General features: G+C 44.1%; 19 protein-coding genes. 9 read left to right on the top strand and 10 right to left on the bottom strand.

Translation table 11 applies throughout. From position 1 onward, the window contains the following. Positions 1-61: 61 nt before the first annotated feature. The 3 genes from ACTS60_RS16345 to ACTS60_RS16335 form a co-directional block, all read right to left on the bottom strand. Positions 62-1,162 carry a hypothetical protein gene (locus ACTS60_RS16345; protein WP_440889110.1) on the bottom strand — a complete coding sequence of 367 codons (1,101 nt, stop codon included), beginning with the start codon at positions 1,160-1,162 and terminating at the stop codon, positions 62-64. A gap of 72 nt (positions 1,163-1,234) precedes the next feature. Beyond that, the gene (locus tag ACTS60_RS16340) at positions 1,235-2,680 is read right to left on the bottom strand and encodes a TrkH family potassium uptake protein (RefSeq protein WP_440889109.1); all 1,446 of its coding nucleotides are present in this window, start codon (positions 2,678-2,680) and stop codon (positions 1,235-1,237) included. Positions 2,681-3,262: 582 nt separating this feature from the next. Continuing rightward, positions 3,263-3,508: a helix-turn-helix transcriptional regulator gene (locus ACTS60_RS16335; protein WP_440889164.1), complete on the bottom strand. Its 246-nt coding sequence runs from the start codon at positions 3,506-3,508 to the stop codon at positions 3,263-3,265. A gap of 1,116 nt (positions 3,509-4,624) precedes the next feature. On the opposite strand from ACTS60_RS16335, the gene ACTS60_RS16330 reads away from it, so the two are divergent. Next, the gene (locus tag ACTS60_RS16330) at positions 4,625-5,401 is read left to right on the top strand and encodes a hypothetical protein (RefSeq protein ID WP_440889108.1); all 777 of its coding nucleotides are present in this window, start codon (positions 4,625-4,627) and stop codon (positions 5,399-5,401) included. Positions 5,402-5,452: 51 nt separating this feature from the next. Here the strand turns inward: ACTS60_RS16330 and ACTS60_RS16325 are convergent, their stop codons facing one another. Continuing rightward, positions 5,453-6,208: a hypothetical protein gene (locus tag ACTS60_RS16325; protein ID WP_440889107.1), complete on the bottom strand. Its 756-nt coding sequence runs from the start codon at positions 6,206-6,208 to the stop codon at positions 5,453-5,455. 244 nt (positions 6,209-6,452) lie between these two features. Further along, complete coding sequence (gltS, locus tag ACTS60_RS16320; protein ID WP_282065290.1) at positions 6,453-7,679, bottom strand: sodium/glutamate symporter; 1,227 nt, start codon at positions 7,677-7,679, stop codon at positions 6,453-6,455. Between the two features lie 435 nt (positions 7,680-8,114). Here gltS (ACTS60_RS16320) and ACTS60_RS16315 point away from each other — a divergent pair, with 435 nt between their 5' ends. From ACTS60_RS16315 to ACTS60_RS16300, 4 genes are all read left to right on the top strand, one after another. Further along, the gene (locus ACTS60_RS16315) at positions 8,115-8,486 is read left to right on the top strand and encodes a GntR family transcriptional regulator (RefSeq protein WP_005428840.1); all 372 of its coding nucleotides are present in this window, start codon (positions 8,115-8,117) and stop codon (positions 8,484-8,486) included. Further along, positions 8,483-9,340: an ABC transporter ATP-binding protein gene (locus ACTS60_RS16310; RefSeq protein ID WP_440889106.1), complete on the top strand. Its 858-nt coding sequence runs from the start codon at positions 8,483-8,485 to the stop codon at positions 9,338-9,340. The genes ACTS60_RS16315 and ACTS60_RS16310 overlap by 4 nt, the downstream gene beginning before the upstream one ends. Continuing rightward, positions 9,340-10,170, top strand: coding sequence for a hypothetical protein (locus ACTS60_RS16305; RefSeq protein ID WP_440889105.1), 831 nt, complete (start codon positions 9,340-9,342; stop codon positions 10,168-10,170). Before ACTS60_RS16310 ends, ACTS60_RS16305 begins: the two co-directional genes overlap by 1 nt. Positions 10,171-10,374: 204 nt before the next feature. After that, the gene (locus tag ACTS60_RS16300; RefSeq protein ID WP_440889104.1) at positions 10,375-10,893 is read left to right on the top strand and encodes an RNA methyltransferase; all 519 of its coding nucleotides are present in this window, start codon (positions 10,375-10,377) and stop codon (positions 10,891-10,893) included. Between the two features lie 91 nt (positions 10,894-10,984). Here the strand turns inward: ACTS60_RS16300 and gltS (ACTS60_RS16295) are convergent, their stop codons facing one another. Next, positions 10,985-12,220, bottom strand: coding sequence for a sodium/glutamate symporter (gltS, locus tag ACTS60_RS16295; protein ID WP_010453649.1), 1,236 nt, complete (start codon positions 12,218-12,220; stop codon positions 10,985-10,987). A gap of 561 nt (positions 12,221-12,781) precedes the next feature. After that, positions 12,782-13,414 (bottom strand): CatB-related O-acetyltransferase, encoded by a 633-nt coding sequence (locus ACTS60_RS16290; protein WP_440889103.1) that lies wholly within the window; start codon positions 13,412-13,414, stop codon positions 12,782-12,784. A 198-nt stretch (positions 13,415-13,612) separates the two neighbouring features. Here ACTS60_RS16290 and ACTS60_RS16285 point away from each other — a divergent pair, with 198 nt between their 5' ends. The 4 genes from ACTS60_RS16285 to ACTS60_RS16270 all read left to right on the top strand — a co-directional run bounded on the left by ACTS60_RS16285 (position 13,613) and on the right by ACTS60_RS16270 (position 17,263). Then, complete coding sequence (locus tag ACTS60_RS16285) at positions 13,613-14,386, top strand: DUF4344 domain-containing metallopeptidase (protein WP_440889102.1); 774 nt, start codon at positions 13,613-13,615, stop codon at positions 14,384-14,386. Positions 14,387-14,424: 38 nt separating this feature from the next. Then, positions 14,425-14,811 carry a thiol-disulfide oxidoreductase DCC family protein gene (locus ACTS60_RS16280; RefSeq protein ID WP_440889101.1) on the top strand — a complete coding sequence of 129 codons (387 nt, stop codon included), beginning with the start codon at positions 14,425-14,427 and terminating at the stop codon, positions 14,809-14,811. Between the two features lie 174 nt (positions 14,812-14,985). Next, positions 14,986-16,647, top strand: a complete 1,662-nt coding sequence (locus tag ACTS60_RS16275; protein WP_440889100.1) for a methyl-accepting chemotaxis protein — start codon at positions 14,986-14,988, stop codon at positions 16,645-16,647. 121 nt (positions 16,648-16,768) lie between these two features. After that, the gene (locus ACTS60_RS16270) at positions 16,769-17,263 is read left to right on the top strand and encodes a peptidylprolyl isomerase (RefSeq protein WP_440889099.1); all 495 of its coding nucleotides are present in this window, start codon (positions 16,769-16,771) and stop codon (positions 17,261-17,263) included. Between the two features lie 141 nt (positions 17,264-17,404). Here ACTS60_RS16270 and ACTS60_RS16265 read toward each other — a convergent pair whose 3' ends face one another. The 3 genes from ACTS60_RS16265 to ACTS60_RS16255 are packed head-to-tail and all read right to left on the bottom strand — an operon-like array spanning position 17,405 to position 20,564. Beyond that, positions 17,405-18,196 (bottom strand): LytR/AlgR family response regulator transcription factor, encoded by a 792-nt coding sequence (locus tag ACTS60_RS16265; protein ID WP_440889098.1) that lies wholly within the window; start codon positions 18,194-18,196, stop codon positions 17,405-17,407. 16 nt (positions 18,197-18,212) lie between these two features. Beyond that, a complete protein-coding gene (locus ACTS60_RS16260) occupies positions 18,213-19,235 on the bottom strand; it encodes a sensor histidine kinase (RefSeq protein ID WP_440889097.1) in 1,023 nt (340 codons plus the stop codon). Next, complete coding sequence (locus tag ACTS60_RS16255; protein ID WP_440889096.1) at positions 19,236-20,564, bottom strand: hypothetical protein; 1,329 nt, start codon at positions 20,562-20,564, stop codon at positions 19,236-19,238. Positions 20,565-20,609 lie beyond the last annotated feature (45 nt).

Raw genomic sequence — 20,609 nt, 5'->3', positions numbered from 1 at the left:
AGAAGATTTAACATGTAGAAACAGTAAGGAAGGGGTACCGGTAAAAAATGAAGTCATTAAACTAGCGTAAATGATATTTCTTCGTGTTTTTTTCAGTGATGCTTGCGACAATACCTTCTTCCTCAAGTAGAGATAACGCCTTTTCGATGGGCAGCCTCAGTAGCCCCAACTTCATCATTAAAGCATCAACCGATACCGATGCATCACCGATAGACGAGATACATTTAATGATGTTATCTCTGGTTTTGTGATTTGACTCGTAGCCACTAGCAAACTTCCGTTTGACCGCAATTTTCTCTTGCTTGCTCTTACATCGATTGCCTAAATCAACACGGAACCAATTTAAATCTTCCAATAACACAATGTATGGCTTACCAAAATTATCAATCACCACCAACTTTTCATCATCTGAATTGATAACGGAATAGTCCAAGCCTTCTGATATTCTGATCTCATTGTTTATTTCTATACTTGAATAGAAGCGTATAGTGTGACCAACCAAACCATCATTATCTTGTTGCGGTTTACCCACAACGACTTCCAAGCCAATGTCAATCAACTTATAGAACTCACGAACAACTTTATGTTTAGGCTGATAGACACAAACTAAGTTCTGATCACAGGTTGCGCAGTGATAATGACATCGACATTGTACGTATGATTGGTTGTCGCCATCATAGATCCAGTTATTCTGATAGTTAATGTAATACATGCTACCTAGAGCGGTATGCGCCACGTTCACCTTATTACTTCTAACCAACCTAGCTATCGTAGTGGCCAAGGTTTCTTGGTTGTATGTGCCTTTGATGTAAAGATTCCGATCAAGCTCTTTCAGGCTTACTTTATGCTCAGAGTTAAACAAATAATCGATAATTTGATTCTCTAAATCGGCGAAGGTGTCATCTTCTTTTTCTTCAAATTCCTTTTTGAACTTTCGAACCAGAATTCTTAATTTGTCCTTAGCGAGACGTATGACTTGATCCTTGGAAATATCATGCGTTGGCTCTAACAAGGAATAGAGTTCAAACCCTGCGCCTTCAAACTGTAGGGTACGACATAACCCCTGCCTTAATGTTCTGATCTCTTTCTTTTTCCTCCCATCCATAGCATGAACACGTAAGATAAAGTTGTTGATCTCTTTTGCAAAAAATACCAATTTCATAATCGCAATTTAAAAATAGATACCTGAGGAGCTCACTAGTCTTTCAAGTGAGCGTTAGAAAATTCGACGACGTTAAATACGCCAAAAACAAGGGGATAAGACGACCACAATGGTGAGGATCTCTAAGCGCCCCATCAGCATTCCAAGGCTTAAGATCCACTTTGCTGCATCTGGCAATGTTGAGAAGTTCCCAGTAGGGCCAATAATGGAACCAAGTCCAGGACCCACATTTGCCACCGATGTAATGGCGCCGGATAAACTAGTGACAGGGTCTAAACCTATAATTGCCAATAGCATTGCAATGAAAATAATTGTCAATGCATAAACAAACGCAAACGCCGTTATGGCTTGTACAATACTGTCTGATAAGCGGGCTTTGTTATAACGTAAGGTAAATACTCCTGAAGGATGTACCAACTGGTACACCTGTTTTTTAAGGAGTGACGTTGCAATCTGAATCCGGAAAATTTTAAAGCCCCCCGACGTCGAGCCTGAACAAGCCCCCATCAGCAGAACAAAACAAAATAAAATGGTTGTTAAACTTCCCCAACTTGAGAAATCATCCAGAGCAAAGCCTGTTGTCGTCATAACAGTAACGATGTTAAAGGTTGCGATACGAATAGCATCAATGACTGGATAATCTAGCTTCATCACCAGCCAACACGCGACAACCAAACTCAATACCACCACCAACTTAAAATAGGCTCTGATTTGCGCATCTTTAACTAAACAAGACAGGCTCTTTTGGTTGATTGCGGCTACAAATTGAATAAATGGCATCCCCCCAGCAAACATGAAGATAATCGCCACCCAGTGAGCCATTGGTGAAAACCCATTCATAGAAGAATCTGTCGTGGAGTAGCCTCCCGTTGAGACAGTGGTAAGCGCATGGTTAATCGAATCAAATAAGTTCATACCAGATAGCGAATAGCTAACCACACAAAGAAAAGTAAGCAGCAGATAAACCGATAGAATGCTTTTTGCCACACTCTTCATCCGAGGCTCACTTTTTGTTGACCAATCTGACGATTCAGTTTGAAAAAGTCGCATCCCACCAACATTGATCATGGGTAGGATCGCAATAGCCATAACGATAAACCCAACGCCACCAAGCCATTGAAGCAGCGAGCGCCAAAGCAGTATGCTAGGCGCCATACTATCTAAACCAGCAAGAACCGTAGACCCAGTGGTGGTGATTCCGGACATAGTTTCAAAGTAAGCATTGGTAAAACTAATTTCATTGATGAATATAAAAGGAAGGGATGCAAACGCGCTGCCTAAAACCCAGACAAGGGTAGTGATCAGAAACGCATCTTTTACTTTTAGGGCTAATGATGTTTTTCCGCCAATAGCCACACACACTAGCCCACCAGCGTGGGTGATTACTGCTGATAAACCAAAGTCTAAAGCCCCTTGAGTCCCGGTAATGACCGCCATAAAAAATGGGATATACATAAATAATGCGAGTTTAGATAACAGGAATCCCAATACGAGAAACACTGGCTTATAGCTAATCATTAAAAATCAGTTCATTTCTTCTAACCAATAATTTTGTTATTAATTCAACTTTCTTAATTAAATTCAATTGATATATAGGGTTTAGTCAGTGATAGATATAATATGAGCAAAAACCACAAATACTTGTATTTATTATGGTGAACATCAAAACACAATAAGCAAATAGCATAATGACTAATTCTAATTATTTATGTACATTGATATCCGATGTCTATTGAAGCAATCTAATTTATACTAACATCACCATGATTTAACTTAATAAATCTCACTAGTAACAGGAATTAGATTTTGTATAGTTGCTATATAAATGAGGAACTCACGTATAAACTAAGCAATTGAAGTGCAAGTGATTGATTTACCTCTTGTTTAACTGAGACTTATGTAAACCAGATAGAACTGTTCAGTTTCGTATTTGTCTTCAATTAATGGCTATCATGGGAAATGGTTCAACAAGCTCTGCTAGGAATGAAAACTACCAACACTCTATCCCTATAGATAAAGCTCTATTAACCCATCCCATTACCATCTTCTTTTTAGGTGCTAGCCTTCAAGCCAACACTTGACCGATTATAACTAATCTTTTTAGACATTGTTTTCCTTTGAGTTTTTCCGAAACTCCTGAGGTGTTACACCATACTTTTTCTTAAAAATCGTACAAAAATATGCCGAACTGTTGAAGCCACTGAGCTCACTGACTTTTAAGACATTGTATGAGGTAAATGTTAAATAGTTGAGGGAGATGCCCAACCTCACATCATTTAAAACCCGAGAGAAGGAAGCTCCTTCCTTAGATAGTTTTCTACGCAATGTCGAAGCACTGGTAAACATGCAGTTCGCGGCTAAGTCTAACGTCCATTTTTTTGTTGGTTCAGACATAAACAGTTTAGCTAAACGAGAAGACAGAGATATATGATAGTCAGTATTAAACAATATACTTATGTCGACACCTTTTTTATACAGATATAATACCAAATGAAAGATACTCTGTTTTAATGCGATATTTTTTATACTTCTCAACTTTTGACAATTGTTTAGCTTTCTATTTGAGTAAAACATGTCACACAGGTTTTTACTCTTATACAGAATAAACGACTCATTCTTATTTTTATTTAAGATGAGGTCATTAAGCTTTTCCAACTTCACCTTCATTTTTTTGATGTCAGTTTTGTTGAGAGTTACGACCTCAAACGAACTATCCTCACTCTGCCTAGCCAAATCGCACTCTACGATCGCCCCTTCGGGTATAACTAGTAAGCTATTGTTAAATAATGAAACTTCATTCCCGTTGATGGCAATAAATCCATTGTAGCCGGATATCCTAACGAGCAAGCTTCTTTTCGACCTGTACGGCTTCAATGTGACTTTTTTGGATTTAACTTGATGGAAAAACATATACGAATAACCCGATGCTTTTTTCTGAGAGTATCACTCCTCCCATTGAAAACATCATGAGCAATAATCAATGAGATATTTTCAAAATAATATGATGGTATTTCTATATTTCGTATTTATTGATGTATTTTCTGGTAATAAAAGTTTAGTTAACACTATAAGTGTCTGTTTATTATAGAAAATACAAAGAATATCCTGCCTTTTTTACTTGAGCAGAATAATAATGACCATTTAGTTATTCGCTCATTAGATATAACACAGAGACATTGGTACACTCTTCTGGTTTCTTTTTATATATTTCCGAATCATCTGACATGCTTGGGCATCAAACTTTACAGCGAAGGAGTTATGGAGCGCGTTATTCGATTTTTTACTTTTGGTCTATGGGGAACGAGAGAAGAACGAAACCTCTCAAGAAAGATCAACCGTTCTTATACATCATTAAAAGTCGTTGGCAGGGGGACTGTGTTTATATCTGCTAAGGAAGTTCATCAAGACCTAATGACGAACAATATTTATGAAAGAGCTCGGTTACTCGTTGAGGAGAAATAGTTGTTTTTGCTGCTAATCTTACCAATCTTGGTAAGTGGTTTTTTGGTTTGTCATATCCATCCGTTCTATCGATACAAGGTACACCGTTATGAAGGGCAGTACCTGTACTTAAAAAGCGCAAACTTAGGCATGATATGTTTATTTATCGCCTTAGGCTTAGTCTTGCTCATTAATCGATACGCGCATTTTTTCGCGACCATAACGCATTTCGCCCCAATAAAATGGTTGCCTGACGCGTTGTTTGCACAGACGCCTTATGAGTTCACATCGAACCTACTCTCCGAACTCAATGCCTTTACTAATCAAGAGGTTGTCAATCTAACTTGGGTAACCATAATTACGTTTTCGATGTTGCTTGTACCGGTATTTTGGTCATTACTCGCCTATATCAAATATTGCATTCGCTACATGACGTTAAGCCCCAAGGAGCGGTTGAACGCGAGGGTATTCTCCGACAGTTCTTTGGATGATTTTCTCTTTAAGTCGGCATTAGAAAAAGGGGACAAAATGGTCATGCTAACCTTATCAGACCGAAGGTTATATGTAGGTAAAGTACTCAGCTTAGGCGAACCCAACGAAGCGGAAGGATTGAACCAGGAGATATCAATAAAACCCGTAATGAGTGGGTACCGAGACAAAGGTACACTAGAAGTCCATTTTACCAAGCACTACGCCAATAGTGATGCCAATGCAGTCACCATCATCAAACAAGATCTTATTTCTTCAGCCTGCGCTTTTAGCTTTGCAACCTATGAGAAATTGCATCAAAAAGGCTAGAAAGTGTGAAAGCGTATCATCCTACCTACGGTTGATACGCTTATTATACTTCTACGCTGGCTTAACGTTTAAAAGAAACTGCTCTAATGAGCCGATTCCCGCCAGCTCAAAAATCTGATTGAGCACGTTCTGATGGAAATTGTGCATATCATGGATTTCCTCAATCACCTCTCGCTCCATGCTTCCCAGAAAAATGCCCGCTAAGATCGCATCAAACCATCGGAAAGTGCACCTGGCTACGACGTTTTTTATGTTGAGTTCATTTGCCCTAATGGTGATATCCAGCAACAATTGATATTTGTAGAAATACAGTTCACTTCCGTATTCTTCGGTAATAGGAAACGCCTCAGCTTCGTCTCCAAATAGCAACAATCGGTCTTCGATCATTTCTTGGTGCTTGGCTTGTACGCTACGTTTGAAGTTGCTAACTTCACTCCCCAACCACGAGCCAACCAGTATGATGTAGCTATCTATGCCTTGAAGGCTATCAAGCACTTCCTGCTGCTTTTCATCAATGACCTTCCTCACCTCTGGCACTTGCGCCTTCGGGCATAAACCTCGCCAAGCAAGGTCTAACAGCGTCACTAATTCATTAGGATCGTCATTATCTGAATAATAAAAAGTAGAGCGGTTAATGAAGCGCTCAGCTAAACGTTGATGCTTATCTCTGTAAAGATGAATCAGACAGGCATCCGTCGTTTTACAATAAGCTTCACAAGGAATAGAAACATAATGCGAGTGGACGCGGTTCACTTGGTAGTGCGTGTTCTCACACGTATATCCCAGAATGCGTTTTAAGAGGCCCATAATTCTCCTAAAGACCTACAAGAGGTTGATATCCTTAACAAACAAACTTAATGGTGACTCTAAACCCTAGCACGTACGGTTTATATTTGGCTCTCATGCCGGAAGTTGACGGTTTTTCACTGTAACTTGCCTGAGAATCTAAACAACGAAAGCCCTGCGCGGTAACGCATTCAGGAGAAGAAGTACGTTAGATCAAAAAAGCCAGTCTCTCGAGACTGGCTTTAGTTTTGTGGAGCGTAGCTGATTACTTAATAAAAGAGATGCAGCCTTGCAGAATCACTAGGTTGACGATGTCGATAAAGAACGCGCCAACGATAGGCACCACCATGAAGGCTTGTGGTGATGGGCCGAAGCGGTTAACGATAGAACCCATGTTCATTACTGCGGTTGGGGTTGCCCCCAGACCAAAGCCACAGTGACCACTTGCGATAACTGCTGCATCATAGTTGCTGCCCATCACACGGAACGTCACGTAGTAAGCGAAGAGCGCCAGAATCACCGATTGCACCGCAAGAATGATGAGGAATGGAATTGCCAAATCGAAGATGTTCCAAAGTTTTAGGCTCATTAGTGCCATCGCTAGGAACAGAGACAGCGAAACCGTACCAAGAATGTCGACCGTCTCAACATCCACTTTGCGTACTTTAGTCACTTCCATGATGTTGGTGATCACCACACCAATGAACAGTGCGTAAACGAAGTCTGGAATCATCAACCATTTGATGCCAAAGCTGCTCACCCAACCTTCTAAGTAATCGGCACCAGTAACACACAATAGAATGATCGATAAACTCTCGACCACTTTCTTCGCGGTTACGCGGTCTTCTTCGTGCTCGTTGTAGGTCACCAATTCAGGGAAACGCTCGTGAGTCTGGTTGGTGCGTCCGTATTCAGATTCAAGGTTACGTTTATCGATCAAGCGCTGCGCTACTGGGCTGCCGATGATGCCACCAATCACCAATCCGAAGGTAGCGGATGCCATTGCCACTTCTAGTACGTTGTGTAAGCCGTACATGTCTTGGAAGGTTTGCGACCATGCTGCGCCCGTACCGTGACCGCCAGACAACGTAATCGAGCCTGCAATCAAGCCCATTAGCGGGTCTAAGCCGAGTGCGGTTGCCAAAGAGACACCGACCGCGTTTTGGATAAGAATGTACACCGATGCTACAGCTAAGAAGATAAATACCTTAGCGCCGCCTTTAATCAACTGGGTGTAGTTCGCTGCTAAGCCAACGGTAGCGAAGAACATCAACATGAAAGTGTTTTGCAGCGGTAAATCGAAAACTAAGTCCACGCCATTGAAGTGCATCGCGGTGATCGCACAAGCGACAATCAAACCACCCACGATTGGCTCGGGAATATTGAATTTCTTTAAGATCGGTAATTTAGCGTTAACGAATTGTCCCAAGAACAACACACAAATAGCGACGAGAAACGACTCTTGTGGACCAACAGAAATGACCTGATTCATAAAACCTCTTTGCCTCCTTTTTCTCATCCTTTGAGTAACAACTCGCCGGCTGAGCGGTATTTAGGCAGGTCAGAGTGCCTACTGAACGTGTGGTTTTCTAGGGTGCAAATCCACTAAATTCTCATTAAATAAGAAAGCAATAGCTCGGATATTCACCCAATTCTCACTCAATGAAAAAACACACTTTTTCACCAAGTTTTGTGGCGCAATTTTCTCGTTTTCATCGCCCTTCTCAACTTATGAGAAGTGAACAATTTTTTGCCAGTTTTCACATCCTAAAGCGTATGCGATTGCGTGCAAATTTTGCGTGAAACTTTGGTGCAAATCCATCGACCAAAGTGGTTGAAAAAACAACGCTAGAAGATTGGATCTTTTTATCCCAACCTTAAGGTGTTATACATATATATAACACCAACTCAGCCAAGGAAACCAATCATGACGCATTGGCATGATCGCCAACCGATTTTCCGTCAGTTGGCTGACCAGATCACCCAGCAAATATTGCAAGGTATCTGGCAAGAGGGCGAAGCTTTGCCTTCGGTACGCAGTGTCTCTGCGGATATGAAGATCAACCACCTGACGGTCATGAAAGGCTATCAGTTATTGGTTGATGAAGGATTGGTCGAGAAGAAACGTGGGCAAGGCATGTTTGTCGCCCAAGGTGCAAAAAAACAGCTGCTTGCTGATGAAAAAGCCCGTTTCCTTGAACAACAAATTCCGCAGATCGCAGACACACTACAACGTCTGGATATGTCTCTTGATGAATTTATCCAACAAATCCAAACACATATTGAAGGTGACCAATGAGCGCATTAGTCAGTGTAAAACACGTCTCCAAGCAATATCGTCAGCAGGGTGAAGCGCTGCATGACGTGAGCTTTGATCTACAAGCGGGTCAAGTGCTTGGCTTGTTAGGTCATAACGGTGCGGGTAAATCGACTCTCATTAACGCCCTACTCGGTGCACACGAATATCAGGGTACCATTCGCATCAGCGGCTTTGAGCCAATCATGCAACGCGACAAAATCATGCAGAGCTTATCTTACATTTCAGATGTGAACGTTCTGCCAAACTGGATGACGGTTGCTCAGCTGCTCGATTACACCGAGGGCGTACACCCAGGTTTTAATCGCAGCAAAGCCGATAGCATGCTTCGTCAAACCGACATCAAGCCGCGTGCACGTATCAAATCCCTATCGAAAGGCATGAAGGTGCAACTGCACTTGGCCGTTGTCATCGCGACCAACACCCAGATTCTGATTCTGGACGAACCAACGCTTGGCTTAGATTTGGTTTATCGCGATACCTTCTACCGTCATTTGCTGGAATGGTTCCACGATGGCGAGCGTGTGCTGATCATTGCGAGCCATGAAGTATCGGAAATCGAACACCTACTGACGGACGTGCTGATTCTTAAACACGGTCGACCTGTCCTGCAAACCTCTATGGACAGCATCAGCGAGGATTACTTCATTCTCGATGCCAGTGATGAGCATCGTGCGCAAATCGAAGCGCTGAAACCACTATCATCGCAAAAGGGCTTAGGCACGACTAAATGGTTGCTGTCGTCCCAATACGCAGAGCAAGTTGCAGGGCTGGGTGATGTGTATGGCGTCAAGCTTGCAGATCTGTTCTTGGCATTGCAGAAGGAGGCAGCATAATGAAATCGATTGTCGCAATGTTGCGTAAAGAATGGCTAGAGAACCCATTGGTTACACGCGTGCCGTTATTTATGTTTGCCTGTGGCGTGCTGCTGTTCGTCAGCTTGATGAGTAGCTCGACACTGCAACACAATATGTTCTTCCAAATGAGCTTTGGCGGCGATGTCAATGACATCCACAAAGAGCTCGGCGATGACGTCAATATGCTGATCACTGGTGGCATTGGTTTATTGTCTATCCTGCTTGGCACTCAATACTTCCCGAGAACGCTGCGTAAAGAGCGCTCAGAGGGCAGTATCATGTTTTGGCGCAGTATGCCTGTTAGTGACGTGAAAACCCATCTGGTGAAGCTGACGTTTGGTTTATTGGTGATTCCATTGGTGTGCTCGGTATTGGTTTTCGCTGCGGACTTTATGCTGTGGATGTTGAATGTTTCAACCGACCACCAGCTGGCGTTGTTGTATCGTCAAGCATCATTGGGCTTCGTGCTGCTGAATTGGATTGAGTTTTTGCTTCGAATGGTGGTGGCTGGCGTGTTGTTATTACCACTCGCACTGACCGCAATGGCAATCTCACAGAAAGTGAACTCACCACTGTTGGTGATCTTGATTGGTATTTACGCGCTGCGCTGGATGCCGATTGCGATGTTCAACTTCTATGGTCTGGATGATTTCTTCTCAGCAATTTTCTACCTACCACTGCACGCGATTCTTGCGCCAAACCCGTTCAGCGCCATTCCAGATGCAGGTTGGGTAAATGTTGGTATTTACGCCTTCATCGGCGTGCTCGCTTGGACGGCTAGTATCAAATTCAGCCGCACCGTGAACTAACAAGCACAAGCGAAACCACACATCAAAAGCGAGGCACTGTCCTCGCTTTTTTCATTTTCAGCAGCATCCATCTTCACTCTGTTTGCTTCAACGCAAAAATAATCAGCCTATAGCCATAGCGCTTCTGCGTGGTTAAGTTCATAATCCCCCGCTTAATGCGCCCAGCGCTGTTATCTAGAATTTTTGAAAAGCAGAACACCAACCATGACCACCAAGCCAACAGCCATTATTGGACTGTACAACCCAAAGAGTCCAACCAACGTTGGCGCTGTATTACGAGCCGCAGGCTGCTACGACGCTGCGCAAGTTCGTTACAACGGCACACGCTACAGCCGCGCAGTAAAGTTTCAGACCGACACCCAGAACTCACAAGAACGCATTCAGTTAGTGGAGATGGAAGACCTCACCGCTAATGTTGCCGACGATGTTGAAATCGTTTGTGTTGAGTTAGTGGTCGGTGCAACAGCACTGCCGCACTTCACTCATCCACAGAAAGCGATTTATGTGTTTGGACCGGAGGACGGCTCACTGCCGCAAGAGATGGTCGATAAGGCGCATCACGTGGTGTACGTACCGACTCACGGTTGTATGAACCTAGCCGCGACAGTCAATGTTGTACTTTACGATCGCATGGCGAAAACACTGGGAGCGATTGATGACCAACAGCAAGTGCTTGCCAATCGCGACAACAAGAACCGCTTGAAAGTGAAAGTGTGCGTATAGACAAGACGAAGCCAGTCATTGGCAAACACCAGATACAAAAAAGGTCACAGCAACACTGTGACCTTTTGTTTTATTTGGCGTCTTAATCTATCTAGCCAAGGAACGAAATGTAGCCTTGTAGAATGATCAAGTTAACGATGTCGATGAAGAACGCACCAACAATCGGCACAACCATGAACGCCTGTGGTGATGGGCCAAAGCGGTTTACGATAGAACCCATGTTCATTACCGCCGTTGGGGTTGCACCCAAACCGAAACCACAGTGACCACCAGCGATAACCGCAGCATCGTAGTTGCTACCCATCACCTTGAACGTAACGTAATAGGTGAAGATAGCCAGAATCACGGACTGCACGCCTAGAATCACCAAGAATGGGATCGCTAGGTCGAAAATGTTCCACAATTTCAAACTCATCAAAGCCATCGCTAGGAACAGAGACAGCGATACCGTACCTAACATGTCGACCGTTTCGGCATCCAACTTACGAATCTTAGTCACTTCCAAGAAGTTGGTGATGATCACACCAATAAACAACGCGTAAACGAAGTCTGGAATCATCAACCATTGGATGTCGTAAGTGCTCACCCATTGCTCTACGTACTTAGCGCCTGTTACACAGATCAATAGGAAGAACAACTTCTCTACCACTTTTTTCGCGGTTACTTTGTCTTCTTCATACTCGTTGTATGTCACCAACTCTGGGAATTTTTCGTGGGTTTTGGCATCTCTACCACCACGACCATACTCAGATTCGATGTTGTTCTTTTCGACCAGACGCTGCGCAACCGGACTACCGATGATACCACCGATGATCAAACCGAATGTTGCTGACGCCATCGCGATTTCCAATACGTTATTCAAACCGTAAACGTCTTGGAAAGTTTGTGACCACGCCGCCCCCGTGCCGTGACCACCTGATAGAGTAATCGAACCAGCGATAAGCCCCATCAGCGGATCTAAACCCAATGCCGCTGCCAGTGAAACACCAACACCGTTTTGAATGATGATGTAGAACGACGCGACTGCTAAAAAGATGAAGACCTTCGCGCCCCCTTTCATTAACTGAGTGTAATTAGCTGCCAAACCAACGGTAGAGAAGAACATCAGCATGAATGTATTTTGCAACGGCAAATCGAATTCCAAATCGATGCCGTTAAAATGAAGAGCAGTAATGATGCAGGCCACAATCAAGCCACCTACAATCGGCTCAGGTATGTTGAATTTCTTTAAGATCGGTAGTTTAGCATTAATAAAATGCCCCAAAAAAAGCACACTAATCGCAACCAAAAAGGATTCCAGTGCACCTACAGATATTAAATGATTCATATCGCCTCTTATTATTGTTCTCTTCATCCTCCGTAATGATTGAGTGTTAGTTTAAGCTCTGTTCAATAGCAAATTTTCTCGCCAAATTTTTCCGAAAATACTCAAAAGGTTGTGTTAAATGCGCCTTAGGCTAGTTTAAGGGACGGTCGTTAAGCGATGTTCTGATTTACGCGCTATTCGCAAGCCCTAAAATGTAAAAGGAGCCTGTTAAGCTCCTTCTTATCCCCTTCATAGACAAGCAAAAATGACTGCTTGTACGAGACGGATATCATGTTGTGAGTATTGTTCGAGTGACACTTTCTGAACCGCTATCGGGCTCCCTTACATAAACAGAAAGTGATCATCACTATCGAGCAAAGTTCCTTCCCGTCATAACGAATAGAGCGCCGAAATGGCGCCCTAACATTTGGGTTTGCTTGTATCCCATCGTAGTTTAAAAACTCTGACTCATGGAATTTTGAACGAGCCGAATCCAAGGAAATTCTCAAGCTTGCAACAAGTGTTCTCGTTACAACGGAGCGAGATTATAACATATCGCTGAAAATTTTCCTCATTTCAGTGTTATTCGCCACCTTCATAGTTTGCTTCCGCAACGATCAACTGTTCAATATCATTGCTACAGATGAAAGCACGAAGCGCCTCGAACTTAGCTTCATCCCACGTATAGATTTGCAGTGCGAGCAACTTATCAATGGTATTTTGATCGAAACGAAGCTTAATGGCTTTCGCTGGCGAGCCTGCGACTACGGTATAAGGCGGGACATCTTTGGTCACCACGCTGTTGGCAGCAATTACTGCGCCTTCCCCAATAGTAACTCCTGGCATAATCATGGCACGCATGCCAATCCAAGCGGCATCACCAATCACGGTATCGCCTTTACCTTGATAAGACTGCTCGACGTCATCTAAGAACGGATACAGGCAAAACCAGTCCGTCCTGTGATTATGGTTACCGCCCATCAAAATCACCACTTCAGCGGCGATACAGACATAGTCACCAATGTAAAGCTGATCAACTTCCCACCTTGGTTGCCAAGCTTTGCTGATTTCATCGCCATGCAGATAACGCACGACCGAATCTTCAAAGCCGTTATCCCAACAATCGCTGTAATAACTGTGTGTGCCTTTGATGTGGATGTTTTGGTTTTGCACTACTTGGTGCAGATACTGGAATTTAGACCAATGTTTTTTCATGGCAATTGCCTCAATTGAGTAAATGTTTGCCACGGAACGATTTCTCGTGGCGTTGTTGCTGCGTTCTCAGTCAACGACGCCTATTAGATGCGGGGTTGCAGTAGCAATGGATTATTCATGAATGTACCCTCCAGCGCGCACACTATAAAAACCATGTATAATTTTCAAGCAAGCCAGATAAATAACAAGATTCCAAAAATGAAAAATTACTCTGCTCTCGTCTCTCTGCTGTTGTTTGCTGCCACAACATCTGCAAGCGAAAACATCAAAGTTAAATATTTACCCACGGAAACCTCCGATGATCGCTTTGCTGCACAAGTGATTGAAAAAAGTGAAGTAAACGATATCTTTGTTCAGCTTTCTAATGATTACTTCCCGTTTGATAACCCACTGACACTAACCTACGGTGGTGAAGACGGTCCGCTTTACGATCCAGAAACTCACACCATCCACATTCCCTACACGTTTTATATTGAATCGTTTAACTACTTCACTAACAACCAATATCAAGAACGTTTCGGAAAAGCGGCCAAAATAGGCGCACTCGATACTTTGTTGCATACCTTATTACATGAGGCCGGACACGCTTACATCGCCGATCAAAACATTCCTGTACTTGGTAAAGAAGAGGATGCGGTCGATAACTTCGCCACCATTTTGCTGATTGATTACGTTGATGATGGTGCCGATGTGGCGATCAGTACCGCAGACATGTTCGCGTTCGAATCTGACGATAGGCCGGACTACTACGATTTTGGCGAATACATTGATGAACATAGCTTCGACTTGCAGCGCTACTTTTCTACCTTATGTTTGGTTTACGGCAGCGATCCCGAGCAATACAGATCTTTATTGGATGAAGTGGAGAAAGACTACCTGCGCGATCGCAAAGAATTCTGCCAATTCAATTACGGCAACATCCGCGATAATTGGCTGCATTACTTGCAAGACAATGAACTAAAAGAAAAATAATCGCGTAGAAGGGATAAGCACGAACAATAGGCCCAACCATGACCAAACTGACCGTATTTTACGATGGCACTTGTCCCTTGTGCGCCAAAGAGATGGAAGCGCTAAAACAATGTGATGCCGAGCAGCAGATCAAAATCATCAACATCTACAGCGATGCGTTCGCCGATTATCCTCAGATCGATCCTGAGCAAGCCAACACCATTTTGCATGCCCTTAACCAGAAAGGGGAATTACTACTAGGGTTGGATGTGACTCATCGTGCATGGCAACTGGTCGGTCGCGGTTGGCTGTACGCGCCGCTGCGTTGGCGCGTTGTCAAACCTGTTGCGGACTGGCTTTACCTAAAGTTCGCTAAAAATAGGTATCGCGTCTCATATCTTTTAACTGGCAAATCCCGTTGCAATACAAACTCATGTACACGCTAAATGTGATCGATTGCCAGTTTAGATAATACCTTAGTCTTAGATGTGCAATTTCCAATACTTCTCTCAGTTTAGTTCGGGTAGTCTTTAACCATAACAAGGGCAAAACATAACCTTAACATTGGTGGGGCAAACCCACCACGTTGTGACGCTGAGCCGAGAAGTAAGGAAGTTTCCATGAATCTAACTATAAGAAAGCGACTCTATATTCTTTCCATCATACCTGTTCTAACCATAGCCATAGGTATGATGTGGTTTACCTATCTACAAACCAACTCTTATAACCAACAGCAAATTGAACTCACACGTTCCAAAATGATGGATATGAAGCAAGCTGAGCTCAAAAACTATATCCAAATGGCGCGATCAGCGATAGAGCCTCTATTAGCCAGAAAAGCGACCTTAGAAGAAGCTCTGCCAGTTTTAAGAGAACTTGAATATGGTCAATCAGGCTACATTTTCGGTTACGACTCGAAAGGGGTACGTATTGTCGTAGGTAAAAACAACAAGGGTATTGGGGAGAACTTTCTCTACTTGCAGGACAAAAAAGGCAACTATCTTATTCAGGACTTACTGAAAAATGCCAGAACTGGTGAGTTCACCACGTATTACTTTCCGAAACTCGGTCAAAACGAAGCGCTGCCAAAACTGAGCTACTCCATCTTCATTCCTGAATGGGACTTGATGCTAGGCACAGGCTTTTATACCGATGACATTGATGCTGTTATCGCAGATATGGAAGCTTCTGCGCATGAAGCACTGAATACGACGCTTTATGCTATCGCATTATTCTGTATCTCCATTGCCCTCGCAGTCGCGGTATTCGCCGTATTTGTGAATCGCAGTATCATGAAACCAATCGAACTGTTTGATGCATCCATCCATTCCTTTGCACAAGGGGATGCAGACTTGACCGCGCGTATGGAAGAATCAAGTGTGCCTGAGTTCAAACAGCTCGGTAATAACTTCAATAAGTTTGTAGAAAGCCTACAGGGTATTATTAAGAGTGTGAGCCATGTTGGTGAAGAAGTAGTTTCTGAAACTAACAATATGTCTCAGCGAGCTTCTCAAGTTGACGAGCTTGCCTCTGGTCAGCGAGAAGAAACCGAGCAAGTTGCTGCTGCGATGACTGAAATGACCGCAACTGCCCATGAGATTTCAAGCAATGCTAACCAAGCAGCGCAATCAGCCAAAGATGCCGATGAGAACGCACAACAAGCGAAGCACATCGTAGACTCTGCTGCGAGCTCTGTTGAAGCATTAGCTGTAGAAGTATCTGAAGCTGGCTCGGTGATTTCTCGTTTAGAGAGCGATGTTAAAAACATCTCCTCTTCTCTAGAAGTTATCCAAGTCATTGCCGAACAAACCAATCTATTGGCATTGAATGCAGCAATTGAAGCCGCGCGTGCGGGTGAGCAAGGGCGCGGTTTCGCCGTAGTAGCTGATGAAGTTCGTCAGTTAGCAAGCCGCACTCAAGACAGTACTGGTGAGATTCATCAGATGATTGAACAGTTGAAGTCAGGGTCCGATGCTGCCGTGAAAGCAATGGAATCTAGCCAAGCGCGTGGTGAAGCAACCGTTGAAGAAGCTCGCGCTGCCTCCTCTGCATTACAAGAAATCCAAGCGTCCATCGCTAATATCATGGACATGAACACGCTGATCGCAACGGCAACCGAAGAGCAGAGCCAAGTTGGCCAAGAAATTTCGCAACGCATCGAAGTGATCTCTCAACAAAGCAGTCAATCGGCAAGCCTTGCGAATCAAAACCGTGCAGGCAGTGGCAACCTTAACCACAAAGCCAACGAGCTGTACGACTTGGTCGGTCGCTATACGGTTTAGAGCTTTCCTCAACCACTCAACATGCAAACAGCGACGCCAAAACGTCGCTGTTTTTATTTCTGCTATCTTCATACGACTTAGCTATAATGCCGCCAACTTAGCACCCACAAGGGCAAACAAGATGATTATCATGACCACCAATTTCGGTGATATCGAGATTGAACTGAACCTAGAACGAGCACCAGTTAGCTCAAAGAACTTCAAAAAATACTGTGAAGATGGCTTCTACAACGGCACCATTTTCCACCGCGTTATCGATGGTTTTATGATCCAAGGTGGCGGTCACACAGAAAACATGGCAGAAAAGCCAACGCGAGCACCCATCGCGAATGAAGCAAACCGTGGTCTTAAGAACCTTGTTGGCACCATCGCAATGGCGCGTACCGATGCACCGCACTCAGCAACGGCACAGTTCTTCATTAACTTGGAAGATAATGATTTCCTAGACCATACAGCGACCACCAACCTAGGCTGGGGCTACGCGGTGTTTGGTAAAGTGACTGCAGGTATGGATGTCGTAAACCGCATCGCAAAAGTGAAAACAACTTCTAAGCTTGGTCATGATGATGTGCCATGCGATCCAATCATTATCGAGAAAGTGACGATCAGCGAATAAGCACATTCACCTCTTTGGAGAAGTCGTCACTATAAAACGAAAAAAGCGCCTAATGTCTGATGACTTAGGCGCTTTTTGATTGTAGTTGCTGAAGCAAATGATCGACGAGTTTACAGTGTAAAGAGTGAGCAGTTCTAGCGATTACATCCCTTTGAACAAACTTTGGGATGCACGGCTCACGGGGAGCTTGTTTTCCCCAACATGCACAAACATTCTTCCAGCAAAGTCTTTGTTTACTTTGTTAATTTTGCATACTTGCACCACGCTTGAACGGTGCACTTGCCAGAACTGTTCTGGGTTAAGCTGCCCTATCAACTCTTTCAACGATGTGCGAATCAAATACTCCTGCACTTTGCCTTGTCCTTGTTGGGCATACACAGAAACGTATTTTTCTTCCGCTTTGAAATACAACACATCAGACGTAGCAATCAGATGAATATCTTCCCCTTGCGTCGCTTTGATCCACTGAAGATATTGCGGCGTTTGTGGCGCGGATAATTGCTGCAACTGTTCTAACAGACTGCTCATCTGCACATTGCTGCTTTCTTGCTCTCGCTTAGCAAGGCGTGCTTTCACTCTTTCACAAGTCGTCAGGAGGCGCTCATCCGAAATCGGCTTAAGCAGATAGTCGGCGGCATTTTGCTCAAAGGCTTTGATGGCGTAATCATCGTACGCGGTGACAAATACAATCAAAGGTGGGTTCGCGAGTCGATTGAGCTTTTGAGCTAATGTCATGCCATCCAAAACTGGCATACGAATATCGAGAAACGCAATGTCAGGTAGGCTTTGCTCTATGGCTTGTAACGCTTGTTCGCCATCTGCGACCTTAGCGATCACCTCTAGCTCTGGCCACACTTCGGCTAGGCTTTTATCTAGATGACGCCTCAATAACGGTTCATCATCAGCAATAATCGCAGTAAACCCAGTATTCATTTATATCTTTCCCTAATCACGATTCAATTGGCCAACTCAAGCGAATACAAACTCCACCTTGAGCAGACTCACTAATGGAGACCTCTCCCTTCCCTAAAAACAAAGCTTCAATTCTCTGCTTGAGGTTACTTAAACCAACACCTGAGCCCATATGGCCGCTAACGTGATTTAGGCCAACACCAGTGTCTCTGACTTCAATTTGCAAGTTCTGTTGCTCACGCTTAATCTGCAAACTCACTTCGCCACCTTCACGCTTTGGCTCAATGCCATGGATGATAGCGTTCTCTATTAAGGGTTGTAGCATCATCGGCGGTAATTCGGTTCTGCCCAAACCCTCTTCCACCTCAATCTGGTAACTCAGTCGTTCACCCAAACGGATTTGTTGAATACCTAAATAGGCCTCAATTAACGCAGTTTCATCGTCGATGGTGGTGTGTTCTTCGCGTGAGCTTTTTAGCGTTGCTCGCAGTAACGCGGTTAACTGTTCTAGCATCAGCTTAGCTTTATCAACATCTTGCGACATGAGCGCGCTGATGTTCGCCAAGGTATTAAATAGGAAATGGGGCTCAATCTGACTTTGCATCTGCTTCAGCTGACTTAATAACAATGCGCGGTCTTGCTCTGCTTTCTCACGTTTGATGCTTTCCAACTCTCGCTGAGCAACCGCCTCTTTCTCGCGCGAGTAAAAATAGAAATAACACATACCGCTAAACAGTAATCCCATTAAACCAACAGGGATCATATCGGAGATACCAAAATACTCTCCGAGCCAAAATTGCGCATTAATCACCCCAAACAATAAACAGGCAACAAGCGAACAAACCACTTCTATCATACGTGGAATGGTTGGAAACAAACGGTCAATCAACCATGAGAAGAAGATCGCCGAGTAGCCAAATCCAAAGCTTACCAGCACATGCACATAGTATGGACCGCCCCAAACTGAGAGCGTCATTGCTGAGATAAAGAGACAAAATACAGTGGTCACTAATAAACTACGTAACCACCCATTCTCAACTACTGATTTTGCTGAACACATTTAAAACTTCCCTTTGATATTAAATACAATCATATGCTTATCATTGATTTGTGCGTAAGCAGATTGGTCGTCTCCAGTTAAAAAGCGTGCGGCAACTTCCACTTCTACACTTTGATCGCCGGTATCAATCCATTGGTAGTTAAGCCACTGCGTGACAATCACACCGCCATCTTGCGGCGACAGCATCGCATCCAACGTGGGGGTTACATCACTTAGCCAGCCCATATCTACTTTGCCGTTCCATGCAGCCCACGCTTCTACATCCCAACTCCAGTGCAGCATTACGTTATGCTGAACGATATTGGCATGCTGAAACCCTTGGGCGTAGCTTGTCGCAAGTAGAGACGTTTGGGAATTAAGGGGTTGAGAGAGTAATTCACCACGTTCTATTGCTTGTTGCCATTCGCTTTTCGACCATGCACGGCTGTCGTACCAATATTCAGCAATCACGTTGTGTCCGGCTTGGTTTGCCCAGTTCACCCCAACCAAAGCTTGGAATGCGCTGCCCTGCTTCTCAACAGAAACGGGTTGGTAAAGATCGTCTTGCTGGAACTGATAGCCGACACTTTGCTTTTGCCACAGCATTGATCCGTGCATTGCGATGGATTCATCCCACACGGCAATGGCACTGGCTCCGAGTAAACCTCGGCGCACATCATCGTAATAACCAATCAGTTGATACTCGGTGTCACCCACCAGCGCATAACGACGAATACCAACACCTTGTTGCTCTGCGGCTTGATCAAGTGCACTTTGCTCTTGTTGCCCCCAGTTTGAATCGGTCGCAATGACGGTCCACTCACCTGCCATATCGTAGTGTGAAAGTGAAAACACACCCGCGCCCTCTTCTGCGACTAAGCCAACAGGATGTTGTCGATACGGCTTAAACAGGTCCAAAGGTCGGTAGCCATAACCCACGCCCCAATCCACGCGCAACTTACCCAAACTCACATCAAGAGTGGTATCACCGACTTGCCACTCCCCTAGCCAAGCCAGCTCACGAATCAGCAGTTGGTTATCAGCTTCACTCCACCAATCACTCTTGCCTTGTTGATTGAGGTACAAACCTTGGCTATACAGAGCAAACAAGCCACTGAAGTTTTGATAGTTCACTTGCACATCCAACAGTGCATTAAGTGAATCACGAGAACTGCCCTGCGCCTGCATAAATGCGCTGTCACGCTGCTTGGCAGTTTCGTAACTGACAGCCCAATCCCACTCAAAACTCAGTTCGTCATTGGCAAAAGCAGGGGCTGACGCGCCCACACACAATGAGGCAGCAATCAACAAACTGGTGCTTTTGTTAAGGTTAGGCTGGTGCGATTTCATGTAACTTCCTTGCTCGTTTTCATGGTTCTATTTACGGAGTTCAGG

The sequence above is a fragment of the Vibrio sp. WZ-1 genome (genome assembly GCF_052037695.1).
Classification (GTDB): Bacteria; Pseudomonadota; Gammaproteobacteria; order Enterobacterales; family Vibrionaceae; genus Vibrio.
The sequence above is the reverse complement of the archived record's forward strand: the minus strand, read 5'-3'. Positions and strand labels throughout refer to the sequence as shown.